We start from the raw sequence: 22,673 nt of genomic DNA on the forward strand, positions 1-22,673 counted from the left end.
GGCCGGGGTTAATGGTCTCGCTCGCTGAGACGCTCGCTCCGACCAAACCCCGGCCCCTGGCGGGCGGCAAAGCTTGTGATCGGCCGGCTATGGATCCCTTCTTCCGAAAAGCCTTCAGGGTCCTTTCCGGAAAGGCCGGGGTTAATGGTCTCGCTCGCTGAGACGCTCGCTCCGACCAAACCCCGGCCTTAACCGAATGCAAGGATGAGAATGCTTTAGAAGGAGGAAGCGCGGGGATGCGAACCTTGACACCCCGATGAAGGAGTATATTAATGAATATCTAATATATAGGGAAAGCAGCCGTGATGACGGCGCAACGCGGAATCGGTCCGACCTGGTCAGAAGAGGAAACACCCTTGGATTGAAGTGGTTCGTATAAACCTACCCGGTGGACGGCCGGCCGAACGGAGGTGGACATGGAGATCGAGATAGGGATGGGAAAGTCAGGAAGAAGGGGATACGGCCTGGATGAAATTTCCATCGTGCCGTCGCGGCGGACCAGGGATGCCGACGACGTGGACATAAGCTGGGAACTGGCCGGGTTCAAGTTCAAGCTACCCTTGCTGGCCGCGGCCATGGACGCCGTGGTGGACGTTCCCATGGCCATCGCCGTGGGCAAGCTGGGAGGGCTGGCGGTGCTCAACCTTGAGGGTCTGCAGACCAGGTACGAGGATCCCCGGCCGGTCTTCGAAGAGATAGCCTCCTTCTCTAAGGAAGAAGCCACGGCAGGGATGCAGAGGCTGTACCGGGAGCCGATCAAGGAGGAACTGATCTACCGCCGCATCCGGGAGATCAAGGAGGGGGGCGTGGTGGCGGCGGCGTCGCTGACCCCTCAGAGGGTGGAAAAATATTACAAGATAGCCCTGGAGGCCGGCCTGGACATCCTGGTCATCCAGGGGACGGTCATCAGCGCGGAACACGTCTCCACCCGTACCGAACCCCTCAACCTCAAGAAATTCATCGCCGAGCTTCCCATCCCGGCCATCGTGGGAGGTTGCGCCTCCTATTCTACTGCCCTCCACCTCATGCGCACCGGGGCGGTGGGGGTGCTGGTGGGAGTGGGACCCGGCGCCGCCTGTACCACGAGGGGGGTGCTGGGCATCGGGGTGCCCCAGGCCACGGCGCTGGCCGACGCCGCCGCGGCCCGAGTGAGGCACCTCACCGAGACCGGGAATTACGTAAACGTCATCGCCGATGGAGGGATGCGCACCGGGGGCGACATCGCCAAGGCCATAGCCTGCGGGGCGGACGCGGTGATGCTCGGCTCCCCCATCGCCTCGGCCAAGGAGGCGCCGGGCCTCGGTTACCACTGGGGCATGGCCACCTTCCACCCCGAGCTGCCGCGCGGCACGCGGGTCAAGACGGAGCAGCGCTGGACGCTGAAGGAGATACTGGTGGGACCGGCCCACGAGAACGACGGCACGGTGAACCTCTTCGGCGCCCTGCGCATGTCCATGGCCACCTGCGGTTACGAGAGCATCAAGGACTTCCAGCGCGCCGAGGTCATGGTGGCCCCCGCCATCCGCACCGAGGGCAAGGCCCTCCAGTACGAGCAGGGCGTGGGCATGATTAAGTAGAGGGGCTCCTCCCGCGGAGTTACCGGCCGGGATGCCGGCCCTGTTTTACCGGTCATGCGAGGTGGATGTTTCAGTCCCGACGGGGCGGGAGAACGGCATCCCGGTCGGGGCACGTTCTGAGGAAGGGAGACGACGTTGCATGCTCGCCCTGAGGACTGCGTCCTGGTGGTGGATTTCGGCGCCCAGTACGCCCAGCTCATCGCGCGCCGGGTGAGGGAGTGCAAGGTCTATTCCGAGATCGTCCCCTACGACACGCCTCCCGAGGAGATACGCCGACTGGGCGCCAAGGCGCTCATCTTCTCCGGGGGACCCTCCAGCGTCTACCAGGAAGGAGCACCCAGGCCCCATCCGGAGATCTTCCGCCTGGGCCTCCCCATCCTGGGCATCTGCTACGGGCACCAGCTTCTCGCCCGGGAGATGGGCGGGAGGGTGGAAGCCACCGGGATCCGGGAATACGGCAAGACGGAACTGGAGGTCATCGGGGGGAGCGTCCTCTTCAATGAGCTACCCCTCAAGCAGACGGTGTGGATGAGCCACGGGGACAGCGTGGTGGAGGCGCCTCCCGGCTTCCGGGTAACCGCCCGCACCGCCGCCTCGCCGGTGGCCGCCATGGAGGACGTGCAGAGGAAGATGTACGGGGTGCAGTTCCATCCCGAGGTCATTCACACCCCCCTGGGCATGGAGATTCTCAAGAATTTCCTCTACAGCGCGGCGGATCTCCTTCCTTCCTGGACCATGGTCTCCATCATCGAGCAGGCAGTGGAAGAGATCCGAGAAGTGGTGGGCGACAACAAGATCATCTGCGGGCTGTCGGGCGGCGTGGATTCCGCTACCGCCGCCGTCCTGGTGCACAAGGCGGTGGGGGATCAGCTCACCTGCGTCTTTGTGGACCATGGGCTGCTGCGCAAGGGGGAGGCGGAACAGGTGGAGGACACCTTCCGCCGCCACTTCCACATCAACCTAATCCACGTGAAGGCCCAGGAACGCTTCCTGGCCCGGCTCAAAGGGGTTACCGACCCCGAGGTGAAGCGCAAGGCCATCGGGGAGGAGTTCATCCGCGTTTTCGAGGAGGTGGCCCGGGACCTCAAGGACACCCACTACCTGGTGCAGGGGACGCTCTACCCGGACATCATCGAGAGCGGGACCCGGGACGCGGCGCGCATCAAGTCCCACCACAACGTGGGCGGGCTGCCCGAACACATGGATTTCACCCTGGTGGAGCCCCTGCGCAACCTGTTCAAGGACGAGGTACGCGCCGTGGGGGAGGAGCTGGGGCTGCCGGAGGAGATAGTGTGGAGGCAGCCCTTCCCCGGGCCGGGGCTGGCCATCCGCATCATCGGCGAGGTCACCGCGGAGAAGCTGGAGATCCTCCGGGAAGCGGATGCCATCGTGGTGGAGGAGGTGAAGCGCGCCGGCCTTTACCGCAAGCTGTGGCAGTCCTTCGCCATCCTCCCCGACATCAAGACGGTGGGGGTCATGGGGGACGAGCGCACCTACGCCTATCCCATCGTGGTGAGGGCGGTGACCAGCGAAGACGCCATGACCGCGGACTGGGCCCGGCTACCCTACGACGTCCTGGAAAGAATATCCAACAGGGTCATCAACGAGGTGCGCGGCGTGAACCGGGTGGTCTTGGATATCTCCTCCAAGCCTCCGGCCACCATCGAGTGGGAGTGAGTCGCCCGGGTCACGGCGATGACAAGTCGGTTCCGCCCGGCCCCGCGTGAGGGGTGAAATCCGGGGAACCCCTTTCCATCAGGTGTAGGCCGAGAACCCCGGTCCCAGGAGCTCCCGCCCCACGATGAGTTTCTGGATCTCCGTGGTCCCGTCCGGTATGGTGAGCATGCGGGCATCCCGGAAGTATCTCTCCAGGGGATACTCGTCGGAGAGGCCCACCCCGCCGTGCACCTGGATGGCGTCGTAGGTGACCTTGACCGCCGCCTCGCAGGCGTATCCCTTGGCCAGCGAGGAGAGCATGCGCGCCCGGGGGTCCCCGTGGGTCACCGCCCACAGGGCCCGGTATCCCAGCAGTCGGGAGGTTTCCGTGAGGGCGGCCATGTTGTAGAGCTTCTCCTGGATGAGTTGGAACCTCCCGATGGGCTTTCCGAACTGCACTCTCTCGCGGGCGAACTTGATGGAGGCGTCCAGGGCGGCCTGGGAGATTCCCGCCGCGGCCAGGGCCATGCCGCTGCGCAGGAAGGCGAAGATGATGTTCTCTGGGCTCATCCTCCCCAGCACGCCCATGAACCCCGAGGCCTGGAGGCGGGCAGGATCGAGTTTCACCCCCAGTTCCCGGAGCCTCTCCGGATCGGAGAGTGTCCTCTGGATCATCTCCAGGACGTTGTTCTCCCGCGGCACCCGGCAGTTGTCGAAGTATATCTCCCCGGTGGGCGCGGCTCTCCACCCCAGTTTGTGCAGCTCGCCGGTCTCGAAGGGGGAGACCTCCTTCTCCACCAGGAGGAAGATCCGGTTACCCTTTTCGTCGTTGGCCACTAGCAGGCAAATGTCGGCCACTGGGGCGTTGCTTATCCAGGTCTTGGTCCCGTTGACCACGTAATAGTCCCCGTCCAGGACGGCGGTGGTGCGCATGGCCCGGTTGTCCGACCCCGCCTCGGGCTCGGTGATGGCGTAGCAGCCGATGACCTCGTTGCGCTCCAGCCTGGGGAGCCACCTGCGACGCATCTCCTCGGATCCCAGGTGGACCAGGGCGGCGGGGAAGGTGAGGCCGACCAGGCCGGCGGCGCTGGGCCATACCCTGAACATCTCCTCGGCCAGGATTCCCACGCACACTGGATCGGAGCCCAGTTCCCGCAGGCTCTCCGGGTCGAAGCCTACTCCCACCTTGCGGAACCGCCGGAGGAGGTCCAGGGCTTCCTCCCGGTTCATGGGGCCCCTTTTTTCCTGGTCGTCGACCAGGGGAGCGATCTCGCCCTCCAGGAATTCCCGCAGATTTTCCTGGAACATGCGCTGCGAGGCGTCGAAGCCGAAGTCCATACAAGACCCTCCCTTCACGAAAAGAACCTCGCCCTGCGGCCCCCGTAATGCCCGGCGCGCTTCGCCGGTGCGCGGCGGGGTACAGGAATTTGAACGGCCCGTCCCTCGCCGCGTTGGTTCAGGTCCGCCGGGCACACTGTTATTCTAATACCCGGCGGGAGCGGGTTTTTAACCTCGCGCCCCAGAGCTCTCTTTTTTCCTGTACGATTCATGGCGCATAGATTTTGCGTTTCGGGGTCCGCCTGAAGGTGCCGGATATCAACCCCATCGGCTTCGCCGCCTTTGCCTTTCCGGAGCGTGGCAGCGATCACGAAAGTCAGTAGAACCTCCGCTCCCGCCCCGGTCTTATTCCGACGGGGATTTTTAGGGTCCCGCCAGGAACATGATGTAGCGAAGGTCAAGGAGGAAACCATCGCATGCCGCTTGAATACCCCGGGCATGGCGCCCTGGGTTTTTTACCCAGTATAAGGCGCGCAGGGTACTTTTACAGCCCGGCCGCTTTTCGGTGCAGACCTGTCGGTTCGCGGCGCGGATGTCCCTCGGCTGTATTATAGTCTTGAGGAAATGCGGATGTCCGGAGGTAGCGCGGTGCTGGGAAGGAAGGAAGCGGAGATACTGGAGGAGCTCAACCCGGAGCAGCGGGAAGCGGCTCTCCATTTCGACGGTCCCCTGCTCATCCTGGCCGGGGCGGGGAGCGGGAAGACCCGCGTGCTCACTTACCGGGTGGCCCTCCTGGTGGCCTCCGGGCGGGCGGCCCCGGAGAACATCCTGGCCATCACCTTCACCAATAAGGCGGCGGAGGAGATGCGGGGGAGGATACATCGCCTGGTGGGGCCGCGGGCTTCCTCCATATGGATCTCCACTTTCCACGCCGCCTGCGCCCGCATCTTGCGCCGGGAGGCGGAGAGGCTGGGCTACCGCAGGAACTTCGTCATCTACGACGACGAGGACCAGCTGCGCATGGTCGGCCGGGTGATGCGGGAGCTGGACCTGGACGTCAAGCGCTTTCCGCCGCGCATGGTGCGGGCGGTGATCGAGAAGGCCAAGATCGACATGGTCTCTCCCGAGGACTTCCGGCGCCGGGTCCACGACGACCTCACCCAGGTGGCCGCCGACGTCTACCTCTCCTACCAGGAGGAGCTGCGGCGCAACAATGCCATGGACTTCGACGACCTTCTACTCAACACCATCGCCCTCTTCGAGCTCTTCCCCGCCGTCCTCGAGCATTACCAGCGGAGGTTCACCCACATAAACGTGGACGAGTACCAGGATACTAACCCAGCGCAGTACCGCCTGGTACGCCTGCTTTCCGCCGCCCACCGCAACCTGTGCGTGGTGGGCGATGACGATCAGGGGATCTATTCCTGGCGGGGAGCCGACCTGAGGAACATCCTGGAATTCGAGCGCGATTTTCCGGAGGCCAAGGTGGTCCGCTTGGAGCGCAACTACCGGTCCACGCGGATTATCCTGGAGGCCGCCAACCACGTGGTCTCGCGCATCGCCGGCCGCCGGGAGAAGCGCCTGTGGACAGACCGCGAGGAGGGGGAATCCATCCGCTACCTCTTCGCCCCCTCCGGCTCGGAGGAGGCGGCCTTCGTGGCGGCGGAGATAGACCGCCTGGTGGAGGAGCGGGGTTACCGCCACCGGGACATTGCCGTGTTCTACCGCACCAATGCCCAGTCGCGGCCCTTCGAGGAGGTCCTTTTGCGCGCCGGCATCCCCTACAAGATAGTGGGGGGCTTCAAGTTCTACGAACGCAAGGAGGTCAAGGACGTCCTGGCCTACCTGAAGTTCATCCTCAACCCTGACGACGCCGTCAACTTGCGCCGCATCATCAACGAGCCCCGGCGGGGGATAGGGGAGACCACCCTGGCTCATCTGGAAAACTTTGCCAGGAAGGAAGGGGTCTCCCTGTGGGAGGCGGTGCGCCGGGCGGAGGAGGTGCCCTCCCTGGGGCAGGCGGCCCGGCGCAAGCTGGGCGAGTTCGTGGAGCTGGTGGAGGGGCTGCGCGGCCGGTCGGCGGATACGCCCCTGCCGGATTTCATGCGCCTGGTCCTGGAGCGCACCGGGTACCTGGAGGCCCTGCGCCGCGAGGGCACTTTCGAGGCGGAAGGGAGGCTGGAGAACCTGGAGGAGCTGCTGAACGCGGCCGCGGAGTTCCATGCCGTACACCCCGGGGAGGGACTGGAGGCCTTCCTGGAGCGCACTTCCCTGGTGGCGGAGATCGACCTCTACGACGAGGAGGAGGGTGCAGTCACCCTCATGACCCTGCACAACGCCAAGGGCCTGGAGTTCCCGGTGGTGTTCATCGTGGGCATGGAGGACGGCGTCTTCCCCCACCTGCGGTGCATGGAGAGCGAGGCGAGCATGGAGGAGGAGAGGCGGCTCTTCTACGTGGGGGTCACCCGGGCCAAGGACCTCCTCTATCTCACCGGGGCCGCCACCCGTTCCCAGTACGGAGACCTCCGGTTCCTGCCCGAGTCCCGCTTCATAAGGGATATCCCTCCCCGCTGCCTGGAGGTGCTCTCCACCTTCCAGTGGGAGAGGGGAAGGGCGTTGGAGATCCTGGAGGACCGGAGGCTGGAGTCCCTGGCCACCTCCTACCGGGTGGGGGACCGGGTGGTGCACGAGGTATGGGGGGAGGGAACGGTCATGGGGGTGTCGCGGGGGAGGAGCGGCCCGGAGATAACCGTCCATTTCCGGGAGGTGGGGGAGAAGCTGCTCCTCCTGCAGTATGCACCCATACGCAAGGTAGGGTGATCCCGCTTTCCTTTCCGGGAGACTCGACGGGCGGCCCCCGGGGGTTTCTCTTTCCAGGGGAGGTGAGCGTGCGCTTTGTGCAAGCCCATCCGCGCGGCGAGGGGCTTACTTTATCATTTTCATGGTCCGCAGCAGGGATTCCACGGCCCGGGAGGCCGCCTGTTGCATGACCTCCATCTGTTCCTCGAGGGGAACGGTGAAGTTCTCGTCCAGCATGGTTTCCGGGGCCTGGTAGAGTTCCAGCCCCCAACCCGAGCCCCTGCTGACGATGCGGTTCTCCCGGTTGTCCAGCAGGAAGGCGCTGAGTCGCACGAAACCAAACCCGGCGTCCTGGCCGGTTCCCGAGGTATGCAAGCGGGGATAGCGGAAGAAGAAGTAATCGATCTCCGGTAGGAAGAGGTATTCGGGGTCGTAGCGGTTCTGGATGATGACGAAGAGCTCGGTGGGCACGTCCGCCGCTTCCTCGGTTATTTTCTCCACCTCGTCCAGGTCCGGTATGTCGTAGAAGACCAAGGGTTCCAGGTAGCTCTTCACCAGGCGGGGAAGCATGCGTTCCGCCTCCCGGAAATAAAGCTCCTTCTGGCTGGCCATGAGACGCGATTTCTCAAGGTCGCTCTGCATGTACAGCTGGCAGCCTATGGCCATGGCCGGGGAAAGTTCGCCGTCCCTTACCACCAACTCCCGGTATTCCCCGAGGTCCTCAGGCTCCTGTCCGCTCTCCACGAAGGGCATGATGACGATGCGCATGAGAGGGACCAGTTTGGCTCCGCAGGAGGTGCAGAACTCGGCCCCCGGTTCTCCGTAGGTGAGACACTGGGGACAGTAATATTTATCCGCCAATCTTCCTCCTTTAGAAGCTCGCCGGGGGCGCTTACACGCGCCTTCCCCGTTACCGCCGGTTCCTTCGTAAGCTCCAACCGCCGATTCCGCTCCATGTTATCGACTTCGCGCCCGGCTCACTTGAGGAAGGGAAAGGTCATGCCGCGCAGGTTCCGGACGTTTCGGGCCGGTCATCGTGCATTTCGCGTTACTTGCGAAAACAATCCCTCGATCTTTGCGAGACGTCGTCGTTCGCCCCTGCAAAACATGAAATATGATCGTGGAAAACAAGGTGGACGTCATTTCCACCACCTTGGGCGGGGGAAAACGGGAGACGAAGGATCTTCGGAAGTTTCGTTTTAACGAGGCCCCGGGAATTGGAAGCGAACAGGAAGATCGCCCTGTTTTTCGTGGAAAACAAGCGGGTCGATGGGCGGAGGGAGGGTCTCTCCGTGAGGCACTCGAAGGGGGCGGTCGGAACTCCGGTCCGGGGGTCGAAAAGCCTCCAGGAGGTCGGGAGGGCGACCGAGGCGGTCTTGAGGCCGGGGCGAAAACCGCCGGACCTCACCCGAAGCAAGCATTCAAACTGGTGCGAGGCGGATGTTATAATAACTTGTCGTTTTCCGGCCGCCAGGAGCGACGGTGCCGCGCTTGCCTCGCCTGCGGCCCGCGGAAGGATGAGGTTACGACGGAGGAAGGGGAGGTAGACCCGATGCTCGTGCCCTACCGTGACAAGTCGCCGCGGGTGTCTCCCGACGCCTTCCTGGCGGAGGGGGCTCAGCTCATAGGGGACGTAAAGGTGGGTTCCCACTCCAGCATCTGGTACAACGCCGTGCTGCGCGCCGACCGCGGGGAAATCGTGGTGGGAGAATATACTAGCATACAGGATTGCTGCGTGCTGCACGGCCCGGTGACGGTGGGAAACTACGTGACCTGTGGGCACGGGGCCATCCTCCACGGGGCCACCGTGGAGGACAACTGCGTGATAGGTATGAACGCCGTGATCCTGGACGGCGCGGTGGTGGGCCACGGCAGCGTGGTGGCCGCGGGAGCGGTGGTCCCGCAGGGAATGCAGATACCCCCTCGCTCCATGGTCATGGGGGTTCCGGCCAAGGTGACCAAGGAGCTTCCGGAGGAGAACGAGGAGAAACTGCGCCAGACGGCCCAGGTATACTTCGAGTTCGCCAGGCCCCACATGCAGTAAAGACAACGATCGTCAAGCAGCAGGGAGGACATAAGGGGGGAGGTGGTCCGAATTCCACATTGTTTCCAGAAAATGACAGGCAGATTTTTAGTGCAAGGAGGTTGCTTATGCGTGAAAGGGTAGCCATCGCGGGCGTCGGCTACACCGCCTTCACCTCCGTTTCCCCGGGGGTTTCCTACCGCGAGCTCACTTACGAGGCGGCGGTGAAAGCCTATGAGGAGGCGGGCGTCGAGCCCAAGGACGTGGATTCCTTCGTGTGCACCTCCGAGGATTTCCTGGAGGGATACAGCATCTCCGACGAGTACTGCAACGACCAGCTGGGAGCGGTGCTCAAGCCGGTGCAGACCATTCCGGGGGACTTCATGCACTCCCTGGCCGTGGGGGTCATGCACATTCTCACCGGCAAGTTCGACATCGTGGTGGTCCAGGCGCTGAGCAAGGCCAGCAACATGAAGACCATACCCGAGATGATCAACTTCGCCCTGGACCCGGTCCTCAACCGGCCCCTGGACGTCACCCCCTACGCGGTGGCTGGGCTGGAGATGAACCGCTTCCTGGTGGAGGGCAGGGCCACCCGGGAGCAGTGCGCCGCCGTGGTGGTCAAGAACAAGGCCAACGCTCTCCTCAACCCCCTGGCGGGATACGGGGCCTCCGTGACCGTGGACCAGGTACTGGAATCCGAGCCGGTGGCGGAGCCCGTGCACCTGCTGGACATCGCCCCCTACGCGGACGGGGCGGTGGTCATGGTGCTCTGCTCCGAGAGGCTGGCCAGCAGTCTCACCGATAAGCCGGTGTGGATAACCGGCATCGGCTGGTCCACGGACAGCCCCACCTTGGAGAGCCGGGACTGGGTGGACGCCGTGGCGGTAAAACTGGCCGGGGACATGGCCTACCGCATGGCCGGCATCAAGTGCCCGGCCAAGGAGATCGACCTGGCCGAGGTCAACGACGAGATAAGCTTCAAGGAGCTGCAGCACCTGGAGGCCCTGCGGCTCTTCGACGAGGGCACGGCGGGGAAGGCCACCGAGGACGGCAAGACCTCCCTGGAGGGAACCCTACCGGTGAACACCTCCGGGGGCGGCCTGGGCGTGGGGCATCTCTTTGAGTGCTCGGGCGCCCAGAAGGTCCTGGAACTGGTCCTGCAGCTGCGCGGCGAGGCGGGAGCCCGCCAGGTGGCCGGGGCCGGCGTGGGAGTGGCCCAGGCTTGGAGGGGAATCCCCTCCACCTCGGCGGCAGTGGCCGTGCTGTGCGCGGATTAGGTGGGGAGGTGAGAGAATGGCTTACCGAAGGGTTGCCATAGTCGGTGCCGGGATAACCAAGTTCGTGCGCCGCGCCCAGGAGACGGGGAAAGAACTGGCCTTCCAGGCGGCCAAGATGGCCCTGGACTCCTGCGGGCTGACCATGAAGGACATCGAGTGCGTGAGCCTGGGGACGGCGCCGGACGCCTTCGACGGCGTGCACATGAAGGGGGAGTACCTCTCCGACGGCTCCGGGGGATGGCGCAAGCCCTACATGCGCCACTTCGTGGGCGGCGGTACGGGCGTTTTCGCTCCCATCCACGGGTGGTTCCACGTGGCCTCCGGAATGTTCGACACCTGCTTGGTGGTCTGCTCGGAGAAGATGAGCTCCTGCCACCCCCATCCCCAGGGGGCTTTCAAGACCATCTTCGACCACACCACCGAGCAGCCCCTTAACCCCACCCTTATCTGGATCTTCGCCCTGGAGATGAACCGCTACATGCAGACCTACGGCATCACCAAGGAAGAGATCGCCCTGGTCTCGGTGAAGAACAAGAAGAATGCCATGGACCACCCATCGGCCCAGCTCCCCATGGAGATCACCGTGGAGGACGTCCTCAACTCCGAGGTGTTGGCCTGGCCGGTGAACCGCCTGGATATAAGCCCGGCCTCCGACGGCGCCGCGGCCATCGTCCTGGCCTCGGAGCACGTGGCCAAGCGCATCACCGACAAGCCGGTGTGGATCGACGGGGTGGGCTGGAACCTGGATACCGCCTACTGGGCCACCCGTGACCTGGCCTATCCCCGCTACGTGGAGAAGGCGGCGCGCATGGCCTACGAGATGGCGGGGATCAAGGAGCCCCAGAAGGAGATCGAGATCGCCGAGCCCTACGATCCCTTCGACTACAAGGAACTGCATCACATGGAGGGCCTGCTCCTGGCCGACCGGGGGAAGGCGGTGGAGATGCTCCTGGATGGGAAGACCCAGCGGGACGGCGACCGTCCCATGTGCCCCTCCGGTGGGGCCCTGGGGGTGGGAAACCCCATCGCCGCCACCGGCCTCATGAAGGTCATCGAGATCTTCCTGCAGCTGCGCGGAGAGGCCGGAAAGCGCCAGGTGCCGGGAAATCCACGCTGCGGCCTGGCCCAGGCCTGGGGGGACCTCATGCAGGTGGGTACGGTAGTGGTCCTGCGGAGATAAGGGGGTGCGCCATGGAACTGGAGAAATTCGAGCTGGGAGCCACCCATTACAAGGAATCCGACCTCAAGGAGGGCAAGCTGCTGAGCCTACCCTGGACCCCCAACCTCAAGTATGCTTGGGACAATGGGGTGGCCATCGGGAGGTACCTGACGGAGCTCAAGGAGGGGCGCATCATTGCCCGCAAGTGCAATAAGTGCCGCCGCATCATGCTTCCCCCGCGCATGTTCTGCGAGCTGTGCTGGCGGCCCACCGACGAGTGGGTCTACGTGCAGGACACGGGGCGGGTGAACACCTTCTCCATCTGCTACGTGAACTGGGACGCCTCGCGCATCAAGAAGGGGGAGAAGCCCCACCTGCCGGCGGTCATCGAGATCGACGGCGCCTCGCCGGGGATGGGCATCCTCCACCTCCTGGGGGAGGTGAAGCCGGAGGACATCAAGATAGGCATGAGGGTGCAGGCGGTATGGAAGAAACCCGAGGAACGGGAGGGCGCCATCACCGACATCCTCTACTTCAAGCCGGTGAGGGGGTGAGAGCATGGGTCTTACGGAGAGGACGAACCGCAACGTGGACCTGACCTACTGGGAAGGCGAGATCCCGGTCAATTACGTGTACACCTTCGGGCTGGGGCTGGAGACCTTCTTCCGGGCCCTGAAGGAAGAGGGCAAGTTCCTGGCTTCCCGGTGCGAGGATTGCGGGGTCACCTACCTCCCGGCGCGGGTCTTCTGCGAGCGGTGCCTGGGCAAGCTGGAGGGCACCTTCGCCGTGCCCGGCACGGGGAAGGTGTACGCTTACACGGTGGTGCACCGCAACAGGGACGAGTCCCCCAAGGAGGAGGCGGTCATCCTGGCCCTCATCGACATGGACGGCACGGACTGCCGTTTCGTCCACTACCTGACCGGGGTGAAGCCCGGGGAGGTTGAGGTGGGCATGGCGGTGAAGCCGGTCCTCAAGGCCAAGAAGGACCGCAAGGGGGGCATCGAGGACATCGTGGGCTTCGCCCCCGCTTGAGGCCTGAGACGAAGACGCCGGATGGAGGGGCGGGACGTTCCCGCCCCTTTCGTCGTGCCCCTTGACACCCGCTGTCGCCGCGCTGCCCGACCCTTTGCGGGAACAGGTTGTTTGCCTGGGTGGTGACATCGGGACCATGCCCGGTCTTACGTACTTTGCATCGAGGTATTATCCTCTAAGGGGGCCCGAGGGAGCGGTGGTCTACAGCGGGGGCACCATGTCCAAGAGGGATTTGATGATCATGGATCGCGCACCGGAACTGCTGAGGCCGGTGTTGAAGAAGAACTCGTTTCTCATCCTGTGCGGAAGGCCCCTTGAAGGGAGGCCGGGAGATGTCGTCTTCATCTTCGACCGGGCTGAGAAAGAAGGGGACGATTATTATCTTATTGACGAGGAGGGCAGGATAAGTATCTGTGAACTGTTCGTGCACGCACCCTGGAGGGTTTATCCCTACTCCGAGCCGAAGGGATGTTCATGGATTCCGACAAGGTCCAGCGCAGGTGGGGCTTTTCGAGCAGCGAGTTCGATATTCCGAAAGGCGGGAGCCTCCTGTCCATGGAGAGGGTTCCCTCCCGGGGCGGGCAGCACATGGTCAGGAGCGTCAGGGTCAGTGTCACCGGCGAAGTTCCGACAGAGGAATTCGTGACCCACGAACCGGCCCTGGTGATCGAATACGTGCCTTGCTCCTGGCGGGATGTGTAGCATGTTCGGACGTCGATGTCCTGGAAAGGCGGCGGAAGTCCGATTGCCATCACCGAGGTTGTCCCTTGGAAGGTTTGAGCACCATGGAAGCGGGCAGAAGGAAGGATTCCGGGTTGTTGGCGATAATGCGCTGCCTGGTTTGCGCAGGGGGGGAGCTCCGGGCATCTTCCAAGACCGGCGGGAGCGATGAGGACCCGCCTGTCGTTTGCCTTTCATGTGGCAGGGAATACAGGGTGCGGGGAGGTATCCTCGATTTCCTGACCGATCCCTCGCCGGAGGTGGTGAGGGAGCGAGAGGCCTTCCACGGCTTCCGCCCGGGCGAGCCATCCACCCCGGAGGAATGGGAGGAGCACCGTCGGACCATCCTGGCCCTTCCCATGCTGGAGGGCTGCTCCCTTCCCCTCTCCGACCTGGAGACCTGGCGGAGACACGGCCGGGAGGCCTTCGGTATCTGTAAGGGCATCGAATTCCGGGGACTCCGGGTCCTGGAACTGGGCGCCGGCAGGTGCTGGTTCTCCGCCCACTTCGCCCGCCGTGGGGCGGAGGTGGTGGCGGTGGACATCCTGGAGGATGAGGTCATGGGCCTGGGATGCGGCCGCTTCTTCGAGGAGGCGGAGGGACTCCGCATCCACCGGGTGCTCTGCGACATGCACCGACTTCCCTTCCGGGAGGATTCCTTCGACGTGGTGGCGGCCACCGCCACCCTGCACCACTCCCCGGACCTTCCCGCCCTGCTGGCCGAGGTGAGGAGGGTGCTGAGGCCCGGGGGCCTGCTGGTGGCGGCCAACGAGCCCCTTTGGGTGCCCTGGCGGGAGACGCCGGAGGAGGAGAGGAAGGGAGCCCACGAGGGATCCTACCCGCTCTGGACCTGGGCGCACCTCCTGCGCCGCGCTGGGTTCAACATCGTGGAGGTGCGGGCGGCGAAGGGGAGGATAGCCTCGCTGGCCTTCCGGGCGGTGAAGGAGGGTGGAGGGGCTCCGCTGGCTAAGGGCCTGGTTCCAGGTGTCCTGCGCTATATCCTCCTGCTCGTCCTCTCGCCACTGCAGGCCCTGCGCCGCAAGCTACGTCAAGCGGTGGCGGGCCGGCTCATGCGCCCCCTTCCCGGGGACATGGTCTCCTACCTGCGGGGGAGGTTCTCCGGGACGGGGCTGGTGGGGGAAGCGCGCCCCGAAAACCCGGCTCACTGGGGCCCGGGGTGGTATGCCCCCGAAAGGCCCGCGGGGGAGGAGAGGCCCTTCCGGTGGTCGGGCCCGCGCTCCCGGCTGCTCATGCCCGCGTCCCCGAAGGAGACAACGTTGATCATGGAGTTGGCCACCTTCCATCCCTCTCCGTGGTCCCGGCCCGTGGAGGTGGAGTTGAGGCTGGGGAGCAAAAAGCTGGGTGAGGCCCGATTGGAGCGTCACGGCTGGCACACCTTCTCTTACACCGTGCCTCCTGGACGGTGGAGGAGGGTTTACCCCCTCACCCTGGTGGTAAGGAGTGGGTGCTTCCGGCCCTCGGAGCTGGGATTGGGTAACGACTCCCGCCCCCTCGGCATCGCCTGCCGTGGGGTCAGGTCTTGAATTTTGATACCCCCGGGGGTATATGAGTGAAGGGGCCTCCGGGTAGCGGTCTCGCTCGCCAACGCGAAACCTCCCCGCAAGGAAGAAACCAGGGATAGGAAGACTCGCTGCCGACCTGGTCGGCCACGTGGATAGAAGTTGTAGAAGGGGAGATCATCGGCAGGAGCTTTTATTGCTGGCGTGACCGGAGACCTCTACCGCTAGCCATGTTAGGAGCCGGCAACGGAAAGGGACTGACCCCGGATCTTTCTCGAAACGTTCCCGGAAAGAAGAAACCGGGTTGAGGAGGGCTCGGTGCGACCGACCCGGTCGGCCCCGGGGGTAGGTTAAGAATAGGTAGATTCTCGATTTTGTCGGGGATAAGGAAACGCGGTGACTTTGGATTATCTCGTGGTTTGCTATATAATCCCCCACGGGATTAAGTCCGCCCGGACGATCCCTGGGGGGCCGGGCCTCAACGGTCCTTCCGGCGGTCCCCGTTTATGGAACCATCCTGCGGATGAGGTAAGGCAGGGAGCTCGAGGTGAGGCAGGTGATGCGCATGTTGTTCGAACTGGACGAGGAAAAGCGGCTGTTTCGCCAGACGGTCCGCGACTTCGCTGAGCAGGAGATCCGCCCCCATGTAGACCACCTGTGGGAGACTGGCGAGTTCCCCTACGACATCGTGCGCAAGATGGGGGAGCTTGGGCTGCTGGGCATTCCCTGGCCGGAGGAGTACGGCGGGGCGGGCGGGGACTACTTGGCCTACGCCATCGCCGTGGAGGAGCTGGCCAGGGTGGACGGGTCCTGCGCCATAACCGTGGAGGCCCACATCTCCCTGGGCTCGGCGCCCTTCTATTACTACGGGACGGAGGAGCAGAAGAGGGAATGGCTGGTCCCCCTGGCCCAGGGCAAGATGCTGGGCGCCTTCGGGCTCACCGAGCCGGAGGCCGGCTCGGATGCCGGAAACACCAAGACCCGGGCGGAGCTCAAGGACGGGTACTGGGTTATCAACGGCACCAAGTGCTTCATCACCAACCCCGGCACGGAGATGAGCGGGGTGGTGACCATCACCGCGGTCACCGGCATCCGCCCCAGCGGGAAGAAGGAGATCTCCAATATCTTCATTCCCAAGGGTACTCCCGGTTACAACATCGCCCCCAAGTACAAGAAGATGGGCTGGCACGCCTCGGACACCCGGGAGCTGAATTTCGTGGACTGCAAGGTGCCCGAGTCCAACCTCATCGGCAAAAGGGGAGAGGGCTTCAAGCAGTTCCTGGACTGCCTGGACGGGGGGCGCATCGCCATCGCTGCCCTGGCCGTGGGAACCGCGCAGGGGGCCTTCGAGGAGGCCCTGCGCTACGCCAAGGAGCGGGTACAGTTCGGGCAACCCATCGGCAAGTTCCAGGGGGTGTCCTTCAAGCTGGCGGACATGGCCACGGAGATCGAGTTGGCCCGCAACATGGTCTACAAGGCGGCGGCCATGCGCGACGCCGGGGTTCCCCATACCAAAGAGGCCTCCATGGCCAAGCTCTTCGCCTCGGAGATGTGCATGCGCGCCACCACCCAGGCGGTGCAGATATTCGGTGGCTACGGTTTCATGGACGAGTACCCGGTTTCCAGGTTCTTCCGGGACGCCAAGATCCTGGAGATCGGGGAGGGCACCTCGGAGGTGCAGAGGATGGTCATCTCCCGCGAGCTGGGCCTGTAGCCGCGAGAGCGGCAGGTGAGGCTCGCAAGGAGAAGTCGGAACGGAAAGACCGGTTCCAGGTTCGGGTCGGGAAAGGAAAAGTGGCATCGATCGCGGCACCAGGGAGGTAGGAGATGAAGGAGACGGTCATCGTAAGCTCGGCGCGGACACCTTTCGGCAGGCTGGCAGGGGCCCTCAAGGACTTCACCGCCCAGGAACTGGGAGGGATTGCCATCCGGGAGGCTCTGCGGAGGAGCGGGGTCGACCCGGCGTCCGTGGACTGCGTAATCGTGGGACAGGTTCTCACCGGCGGACAAGGGCAGATAACCGCCCGCCAGGCGGCGGTGAAGGGCGGCATCCCCAAGGAGGTCTGGTGCATCAACGTGAACAAGGTGTGCATCTCCTCCATGTCCGCCCTGGAGATGGCCGACCAGATGATCAAGCTGGGGGAGGCGGAGATCGTCGTCGTGGGGGGCCAGGAGTCCATGACCAACGCTCCCTACTACGTGCCCAAGGCGCGCCTCGGCTACCGCATGGGCAACGGTACGCTGGTGGACGGCATGATCCACGACGGGCTGTGGGACGCCTTCGAGAATATGCACATGGGCATGGGCGCCGACCTCTGGGCTCGTAAGTACGGCATCACTCGGGAGCAGATGGATCTGGTGGGGGCCCGTTCCCACCAGAGAGCCGCTGCGGCTATGGAGAAGGGCCTGCTGGCGGAGGAGATAGTCCCCGTGGAGATCCCTCAGAAGAAGGGGGAACCCGTCATCTTCGACAGGGACGAGGGTGTACGCCCGGATACCACGGTGGAGAAGCTGGCCGCTCTCAAGCCGGCCTTCGACAAGGAAGGGTCCATTACCGCCGGCAACGCTTCCCAGATCAACGACGGGGCTTGCGCCGCGGTGGTCATGAGCGCGGACAAGGCCCAGGAGCTGGGACTAGAGCCCCTGTGCACCATCGTCAGCTACGGCTGGAGCGCGGGTGAGTTTGCCGACCTCCATCCCCAGCCAGCCCTGGGCATCCTGAACGCCCTGAAGAAGGCCGGCCTGGAGGTCAAGGACATGAAGCTGGTGGAGATAAACGAGGCCTTCGCCAGCGTGGTTTGGCGGTCCACGGAGCTCCTGGGCCTCGATCCCGCGGAGATGGAGAATGTCAACGTCAACGGCGGGGCTATCGCCTTCGGGCATCCCATCGGGGTGAGCGGCATCCGCATCGTCACCACCCTGGCCTACGAGCTGCGCCGGCGCGGAGGCGGCTACGGGGCCGCCGGGATATGCGGGGGCGGCGGCCAGGGAGACGGCATGGTCATCCGGGTGGATTGAGCACCCTCCCGTACCCGTTCCCTGGAAGCGCGGACGACCTTACCGCGTGCAACGGGGGACGGAAAATGATACATAATAACGGTGATTGTTAAGTGGAGGTAGTCGTAAGATCGTTCCAAGGGCGGGATCGTGGCGCGCGCCGGGACCGGTCTCGGGACGGAAGGAGGAAGGAAAGATGTACGAGCTGACCGAAGAGCAGAAGATGTTGCAGCAGACGGTCCGCCAGCTGGCCAAGGAGAAGGTGGAACCGCGGGCGGCGGAGATCGACGCCAAGGGCGAGTATCCCTGGGACATGTTCGAGCTCCTGCGGGACAACGACCTCCTGGCCCTGTGTTTCCCCGAGGAGTACGACGGGGCGGGAGCGGACCTCCTCAGCGTGTGCATCGCCATCGAGGAGCTGGCCCGGGTGTGCGTGAACACCAGCCTCATCCTGGGGGTGAACAAGCTGGGTTCCACCCCCATCCTGCTGGCCGGGAACGATGACCAGCTCCGCAAGTACATCCCACCCCTGGCGCGAGGGGAGAAGCAGTGCGCCTTCGGGCTCACCGAGCCGGGGGCCGGGTCGGACGCCGCGGCCATGAGCACCAGGGCGGTGCGCAAGGGCGACGTTTACGTGATCAACGGCCAGAAGTGCTTCATCACCAACGGGGGCATCGCCGATACCTACTCCATCTTCGCCAAGACGGACGAGAGCGCGGGGGTCAAGGGAATCTCCGCCTTCATCGTGGAGAAGGACTTCCCCGGCTTCGAAGTGGGGAAGATCGAGCACAAGATGGGCATCCGCGGTTCCCAGACCACCGAGCTCATCTTCACGGACATGGAGGTCCCGGCGGAGAACCTCCTGGGCAAGGAGGGCGAGGGCTTCAAGATCGCCATGATGACCCTGGACCGCACGCGTCCCACCATCGGGGCCCAGGCGGTGGGCCTGGCCCAGGGAGCCCTGGACCACGCCGTGGCCTATGCCAAGGAGAGGGTGCAGTTCGGCGCTCCCATCGCCCGGCTGCAGGGCATACAGTTCATGTTGGCGGACATGGCCATGCAGATCGAGGCCGCCCGCCAGCTGGTGTATTACTCCGCTTCCCTGGTGGAGAGGGCGGGACGCGAGGCCTCCGCGGTCTCCGCCATGGCCAAGTGCTTCGCCAGCGACGTGGCCATGAAGGTCACCGTGGACGCGGTGCAGGTGCTGGGCGGCTACGGGTACATGGTGGAGTACCCCCTGGAACGCATGATGCGCGACGCCAAGATCACCCAGATCTATGAGGGGACCAACCAGATCCAGCGCGTGGTCATCGCCCGCCACCTCCTCGGCTGATGGGGTCAGGTCTTGAAATTTGATATCCCCGGGGTATAGGAGGACCTTGGGGAAGCAGTGGTACCCCAGGGTTTCTAGCCGGGGCCGTCGTCCCGGATCGGCCGTGAAAGTCGGTGGGGATAGGATAAGGGCTATCTGGTCCCTGGTCATGGAGAGGGGGAAGGAATTCCCCCTCTTTTTTCTAAGATGAGCGCCGCATGCTCTACCTCTTCAGGGGTTGCAGCTCTCCAGCGAGCACACGGGAAGGCGAGTTCTGGCGGGTCCCGAGCCTGGGACCCGGCGTGAAACCCTTAAAGACCGCATCCATGCTCCTCCCGGCCTGGGAAATAGGACCTCCGTAGGGGGTTAATCCGACCCGGGACCGATCTCTTCCATACCTACCTGCTCCTGGCCAACGGCGGCGGGACCCGGGTGGTGGCCACCCTGGACCTCTTTGGCCCGGAGGGACCTCTGCTGCGGCGGGAGGTGGCGCTCCCACCCCGTTTCCGGGTCACCTTTCACCTCAATGACCTGGCGCGTCGGGGAAGTCTCCGTGGGAGTGGGGTTGGACGCGTACTCCGGGGTGGAGGTGCAGCGTTCCATATATTTCCACTATGGGAACGTCACCGACGGGCATACCGCAAAGGCACAGGTTCCTTCCAAGTGATAGTATTTCGCAGAGGGCTACACGGGGGAGGGCTTCGACACCTATTTCCTGGTCCTCTACCAGGGCGACCGGGATGGGTCCGTGGAGGTACGGCTCTTACATGGGGAGGGTATAAAGACGGTCAGCCTTGCGGTGCCCGCCCGCTCGCGATGTACTCTGCGGGCCGACGACGTCCTCCCGGGAAGGGAGTTCTCCTGCGCCATCTCCTCGGATGTGCCGGTAGTGGAAGCGCAGTCGGGTTCACACCTGGTGGTGGAGGAGGCCCTCAACTACCGCTTCGCAGGGGAGGTCGGCGGGGGAAGCTGTTGAGGGAACGGGGGCCGACAACCGCCTCTGCCTCCTTCCATCGCGGAAGAAAGACATGGAAGCAGTCCAGGATTTTCGCCCCCACCCGTCTTCGCCCCTGAAGACGTCTCTTTCCGGGAAAGAGGGCGAAAAAGGGGTGTAGAGGCGCTCCATCCGTGCCCCGTGGAATGCGTATCCCGCGGCACGCGGTCCTTTTCCGGTGGGCCTCGGGTCCCCCGCGGAGGAGGGGATTCCCTTGACAGGCGGAGGACCATCTGCAATAATGTCGACCGGATGGTCGGTCGATATTATGGAGGATGGCTGCTTGGCCAGAAGGGTTAACCCGGTCAAGGAAAAGCGTGAAAAGCAGATAAAGGAAGCCGCCCTGGCCCTCTTTTCTCAGAAGGGTTTCCACAACACCACGGTGACGGAGATCTCCGAGGCAGCCGGATTAGGAAAGGGCACCATCTACTGGTACTGGAAGTCCAAGGAGGAACTGGCCTTTTCACTGGTGGAGGACATGCTCTCTGCCTTCCACTCCCTGCTCGAGGAAGCCGTGGATTGGGAGGGCGGTTTCCGGGAGAAGTTCGACCGCCTAATGGAAGAGGTTACCAGGCTCTATTACCTGGAGAAGGAGCACTGCCGGCTGCTCTGGAAGTTCCGGGCCGATCGCCATTACATCTTCGACCAGGAGTATGTGCGCAAGGTAACCTCCTATTACCTGGGGATGAGGAAGGCCATCGCCGCCCTAGCGCGGCAGGGAATGGAGGAGGGAGTCCTAAGGCGCATGGATCCGGAAAAGCTGGCCTTGGCTATGCTGGGAACCGCCGAAGGTCTGGAGCTGGAATGGTTGGAGAACGAGGAAAATTTCGACATCGGAGAAGGGCTGCGACTTGTTTTCGGAGCTCTGCTGAACGGGTTAAAACCTCCCACGCCCCGCTGAGCCGGAGCATTGTGGTCCGTGTTGCACCCGTAAATTAGTGCTGGTGAAAGCTGAAACCCTATGGATTTAGCTACCTAGAAGGGTTGAATTCGGATGGGATGAAGTATCGGGGAAAAGAAAGTGCTGTAAATGCCAGGTGTGGGCAGTTCGAAAGGAATCCCGGCTATTACTGGGGAGAGCGGAATGAATATGCCGGTTTTCAGAAGGAAACGCACCCCTTGAAGGAAATGTTGACCAAAGGAAGGGAAAGGAGGAGATGAGGATGAAGGTCATCGCTATCGGAGGAGCGGGAGCCATGGGCAGGCTGGCGGTGAAGGACTTGGCGGCGGCGGAAATGGTCACTGAGGTGACCATCGCCGATTACAACCTGGAGGCGGCCCAGGAGCTGGCCGCGGAGCTGGGCTCCAAGTGCAAGGCGGTGAAGGCCGACGCCGACGATCACGCCGGATTGGTGGATCTCATCCGGGGCCACGATATCGCCCTGGGCACCGCAGGCCCCTTCTACAAGTACGAGGCCAAGATGGCCCGGGCGGCTATCGAGGCCGGCGCGCATTACGTGAGCATCTGCGACGACTACGATGCCGCCGCCGAGGTCCTGGAGCTGGACGAGGCGGCCAAGAAGGCCGGAGTGATCGCCGTGACCGGGGTGGGCTGGACGCCGGGCATCACCAACGTCCTGGCCCGCAAGGCGGCAGACCAGCTGGAGGAGGTGGACGAGATCGCCACTTCTTGGGGTTGCCATGCCTCGGATACGACGGGAAAGGCGGTAACACTTCATTATATTCATGCTGTGAGTGGGATGATCCCCACTTATATCAACGGTCGCATAACCTGGGTTCCGGCGGGATCGGGACTGGAAAGGATCAAGTTCCCCGAGCCCGTTGGCGAGATGGAGGTCTTTCACGCCGGACATCCTGAGCCCATCACCATTCCCCGCTATATCAACGCCCGCACGGTGACCTTGAAGGGAGGCCTGGTGGAGCGTTACCTGGTCGCCCTAGCCAACCTGTTGGTCAAGCTGAGGCTCACCGACACGGAGAAAAAGAAGGATATGCTGGGTAGATTCTTCAACCGCGCACTTCCTTCACTGGAGAATATTGGTAAACCACCGCAGACCGGCTCGGCCTGTCGCGTGGATGTCACCGGGAAGAAGGGGGGTCGCTGGGTCCACATTGTATACGGCGCCGCCGCCCACATGGACGCCCTCACCGGCCTGCCCGCCTCGGTGGCCGTGCAGCTCATCGGGGAGGGCAAGGTGGAGGGCAAGGGGGTCATGGGACCCGAGGCCTGTCTACCGCCGGACGAGTTCATCGCGCGCCTCAAGGAGAAGGGGATCCGTTTCTACCAGGATGACGCCATGGTCGAGCCCCTGTGAGGGGAGAAGAGTAAAGGGAGGCGAGGTGCTCCGGAAGTAGGGGACCATAT

Annotated in this window: 18 protein-coding genes; 16 read left to right on the forward strand and 2 right to left on the reverse strand. The window is 63.8% G+C overall.

Annotated features, from left to right (window positions below; translation table 11 throughout):
- Nucleotides 1-416: 416 nt before the first annotated feature.
- Together QME84_00005 and guaA are read left to right on the forward strand one after the other, a co-directional pair.
- Complete coding sequence (locus QME84_00005; protein MDI6872658.1) at nucleotides 417-1,577, forward strand: GuaB3 family IMP dehydrogenase-related protein; 1,161 nt, start codon at nucleotides 417-419, stop codon at nucleotides 1,575-1,577.
- Nucleotides 1,578-1,712: 135 nt separating this feature from the next.
- On the forward strand, nucleotides 1,713-3,254 hold the full coding sequence (guaA, locus tag QME84_00010) for a glutamine-hydrolyzing GMP synthase (protein ID MDI6872659.1): 1,542 nt from the start codon (nucleotides 1,713-1,715) through the stop codon (nucleotides 3,252-3,254).
- A 78-nt stretch (nucleotides 3,255-3,332) separates the two neighbouring features.
- Here guaA and QME84_00015 read toward each other — a convergent pair whose 3' ends face one another.
- Nucleotides 3,333-4,571, reverse strand: a complete 1,239-nt coding sequence (locus QME84_00015; GenBank protein ID MDI6872660.1) for an acyl-CoA dehydrogenase family protein — start codon at nucleotides 4,569-4,571, stop codon at nucleotides 3,333-3,335.
- Between the two features lie 570 nt (nucleotides 4,572-5,141).
- Here QME84_00015 and pcrA point away from each other — a divergent pair.
- Complete coding sequence (gene pcrA / locus QME84_00020) at nucleotides 5,142-7,331, forward strand: DNA helicase PcrA (protein MDI6872661.1); 2,190 nt, start codon at nucleotides 5,142-5,144, stop codon at nucleotides 7,329-7,331.
- A 105-nt stretch (nucleotides 7,332-7,436) separates the two neighbouring features.
- On the opposite strand, the gene QME84_00025 is transcribed toward pcrA, so the two are convergent.
- Nucleotides 7,437-8,171, reverse strand: coding sequence for a zinc ribbon domain-containing protein (locus QME84_00025; GenBank protein MDI6872662.1), 735 nt, complete (start codon nucleotides 8,169-8,171; stop codon nucleotides 7,437-7,439).
- Between the two features lie 691 nt (nucleotides 8,172-8,862).
- Between QME84_00025 and QME84_00030 the strand changes: the two genes are divergently transcribed.
- From QME84_00030 to QME84_00090, 13 genes are all read left to right on the forward strand, one after another.
- Entirely contained in the window at nucleotides 8,863-9,354 is a 492-nt protein-coding gene (locus QME84_00030) for a gamma carbonic anhydrase family protein (GenBank protein ID MDI6872663.1), read from the forward strand.
- Nucleotides 9,355-9,461: 107 nt separating this feature from the next.
- The gene (locus tag QME84_00035; GenBank protein MDI6872664.1) at nucleotides 9,462-10,613 is read left to right on the forward strand and encodes an acetyl-CoA acetyltransferase; all 1,152 of its coding nucleotides are present in this window, start codon (nucleotides 9,462-9,464) and stop codon (nucleotides 10,611-10,613) included.
- Nucleotides 10,614-10,629: 16 nt separating this feature from the next.
- Nucleotides 10,630-11,793 carry a thiolase domain-containing protein gene (locus QME84_00040; GenBank protein MDI6872665.1) on the forward strand — a complete coding sequence of 388 codons (1,164 nt, stop codon included), beginning with the start codon at nucleotides 10,630-10,632 and terminating at the stop codon, nucleotides 11,791-11,793.
- Between the two features lie 11 nt (nucleotides 11,794-11,804).
- Entirely contained in the window at nucleotides 11,805-12,326 is a 522-nt protein-coding gene (locus tag QME84_00045) for a Zn-ribbon domain-containing OB-fold protein (GenBank protein MDI6872666.1), read from the forward strand.
- 4 nt (nucleotides 12,327-12,330) lie between these two features.
- Entirely contained in the window at nucleotides 12,331-12,804 is a 474-nt protein-coding gene (locus tag QME84_00050; protein ID MDI6872667.1) for a Zn-ribbon domain-containing OB-fold protein, read from the forward strand.
- 474 nt (nucleotides 12,805-13,278) lie between these two features.
- The gene (locus QME84_00055) at nucleotides 13,279-13,506 is read left to right on the forward strand and encodes a hypothetical protein (GenBank protein MDI6872668.1); all 228 of its coding nucleotides are present in this window, start codon (nucleotides 13,279-13,281) and stop codon (nucleotides 13,504-13,506) included.
- 65 nt (nucleotides 13,507-13,571) lie between these two features.
- Complete coding sequence (locus tag QME84_00060) at nucleotides 13,572-15,068, forward strand: class I SAM-dependent methyltransferase (GenBank protein ID MDI6872669.1); 1,497 nt, start codon at nucleotides 13,572-13,574, stop codon at nucleotides 15,066-15,068.
- A 541-nt stretch (nucleotides 15,069-15,609) separates the two neighbouring features.
- Nucleotides 15,610-16,758: an acyl-CoA dehydrogenase family protein gene (locus tag QME84_00065; GenBank protein MDI6872670.1), complete on the forward strand. Its 1,149-nt coding sequence runs from the start codon at nucleotides 15,610-15,612 to the stop codon at nucleotides 16,756-16,758.
- 113 nt (nucleotides 16,759-16,871) lie between these two features.
- Nucleotides 16,872-18,062, forward strand: a complete 1,191-nt coding sequence (locus QME84_00070) for an acetyl-CoA C-acetyltransferase (GenBank protein ID MDI6872671.1) — start codon at nucleotides 16,872-16,874, stop codon at nucleotides 18,060-18,062.
- A 175-nt stretch (nucleotides 18,063-18,237) separates the two neighbouring features.
- Complete coding sequence (locus QME84_00075) at nucleotides 18,238-19,374, forward strand: acyl-CoA dehydrogenase (protein MDI6872672.1); 1,137 nt, start codon at nucleotides 18,238-18,240, stop codon at nucleotides 19,372-19,374.
- A 727-nt stretch (nucleotides 19,375-20,101) separates the two neighbouring features.
- Nucleotides 20,102-20,329 (forward strand): hypothetical protein, encoded by a 228-nt coding sequence (locus QME84_00080; protein ID MDI6872673.1) that lies wholly within the window; start codon nucleotides 20,102-20,104, stop codon nucleotides 20,327-20,329.
- 301 nt (nucleotides 20,330-20,630) lie between these two features.
- Nucleotides 20,631-21,248, forward strand: a complete 618-nt coding sequence (locus QME84_00085) for a TetR/AcrR family transcriptional regulator (GenBank protein ID MDI6872674.1) — start codon at nucleotides 20,631-20,633, stop codon at nucleotides 21,246-21,248.
- 262 nt (nucleotides 21,249-21,510) lie between these two features.
- On the forward strand, nucleotides 21,511-22,623 hold the full coding sequence (locus tag QME84_00090) for a saccharopine dehydrogenase NADP-binding domain-containing protein (protein ID MDI6872675.1): 1,113 nt from the start codon (nucleotides 21,511-21,513) through the stop codon (nucleotides 22,621-22,623).
- The last annotated feature ends 50 nt before the right edge of the window (nucleotides 22,624-22,673 follow it).

The organism is Actinomycetota bacterium, from assembly GCA_030019255.1.
Taxonomy (GTDB): domain Bacteria; phylum Actinomycetota; class Geothermincolia; order Geothermincolales; family RBG-13-55-18; genus Solincola_A.

Excerpts from the sequence above, each read along its gene's own strand:
- QME84_00005 (MDI6872658.1), top strand. The coding sequence starts at position 417 with ATGGAGATCGAGATAGGGATGGGAAAGTCAGGAAGAAGGGGATACGGC.
- QME84_00015 (MDI6872660.1), bottom strand. The coding sequence starts at position 4,571 with ATGGACTTCGGCTTCGACGCCTCGCAGCGCATGTTCCAGGAAAATCTG.
- pcrA (MDI6872661.1), top strand. The coding sequence starts at position 5,142 with ATGTCCGGAGGTAGCGCGGTGCTGGGAAGGAAGGAAGCGGAGATACTG.
- QME84_00030 (MDI6872663.1), top strand. The coding sequence starts at position 8,863 with ATGCTCGTGCCCTACCGTGACAAGTCGCCGCGGGTGTCTCCCGACGCC.
- QME84_00035 (MDI6872664.1), top strand. The coding sequence starts at position 9,462 with ATGCGTGAAAGGGTAGCCATCGCGGGCGTCGGCTACACCGCCTTCACC.
- QME84_00040 (MDI6872665.1), top strand. The coding sequence starts at position 10,630 with ATGGCTTACCGAAGGGTTGCCATAGTCGGTGCCGGGATAACCAAGTTC.
- QME84_00045 (MDI6872666.1), top strand. The coding sequence starts at position 11,805 with ATGGAACTGGAGAAATTCGAGCTGGGAGCCACCCATTACAAGGAATCC.
- QME84_00050 (MDI6872667.1), top strand. The coding sequence starts at position 12,331 with ATGGGTCTTACGGAGAGGACGAACCGCAACGTGGACCTGACCTACTGG.
- QME84_00055 (MDI6872668.1), top strand. The coding sequence starts at position 13,279 with ATGGATTCCGACAAGGTCCAGCGCAGGTGGGGCTTTTCGAGCAGCGAG.
- QME84_00065 (MDI6872670.1), top strand. The coding sequence starts at position 15,610 with ATGTTGTTCGAACTGGACGAGGAAAAGCGGCTGTTTCGCCAGACGGTC.
- QME84_00070 (MDI6872671.1), top strand. The coding sequence starts at position 16,872 with ATGAAGGAGACGGTCATCGTAAGCTCGGCGCGGACACCTTTCGGCAGG.
- QME84_00075 (MDI6872672.1), top strand. The coding sequence starts at position 18,238 with ATGTACGAGCTGACCGAAGAGCAGAAGATGTTGCAGCAGACGGTCCGC.
- QME84_00090 (MDI6872675.1), top strand. The coding sequence starts at position 21,511 with ATGAAGGTCATCGCTATCGGAGGAGCGGGAGCCATGGGCAGGCTGGCG.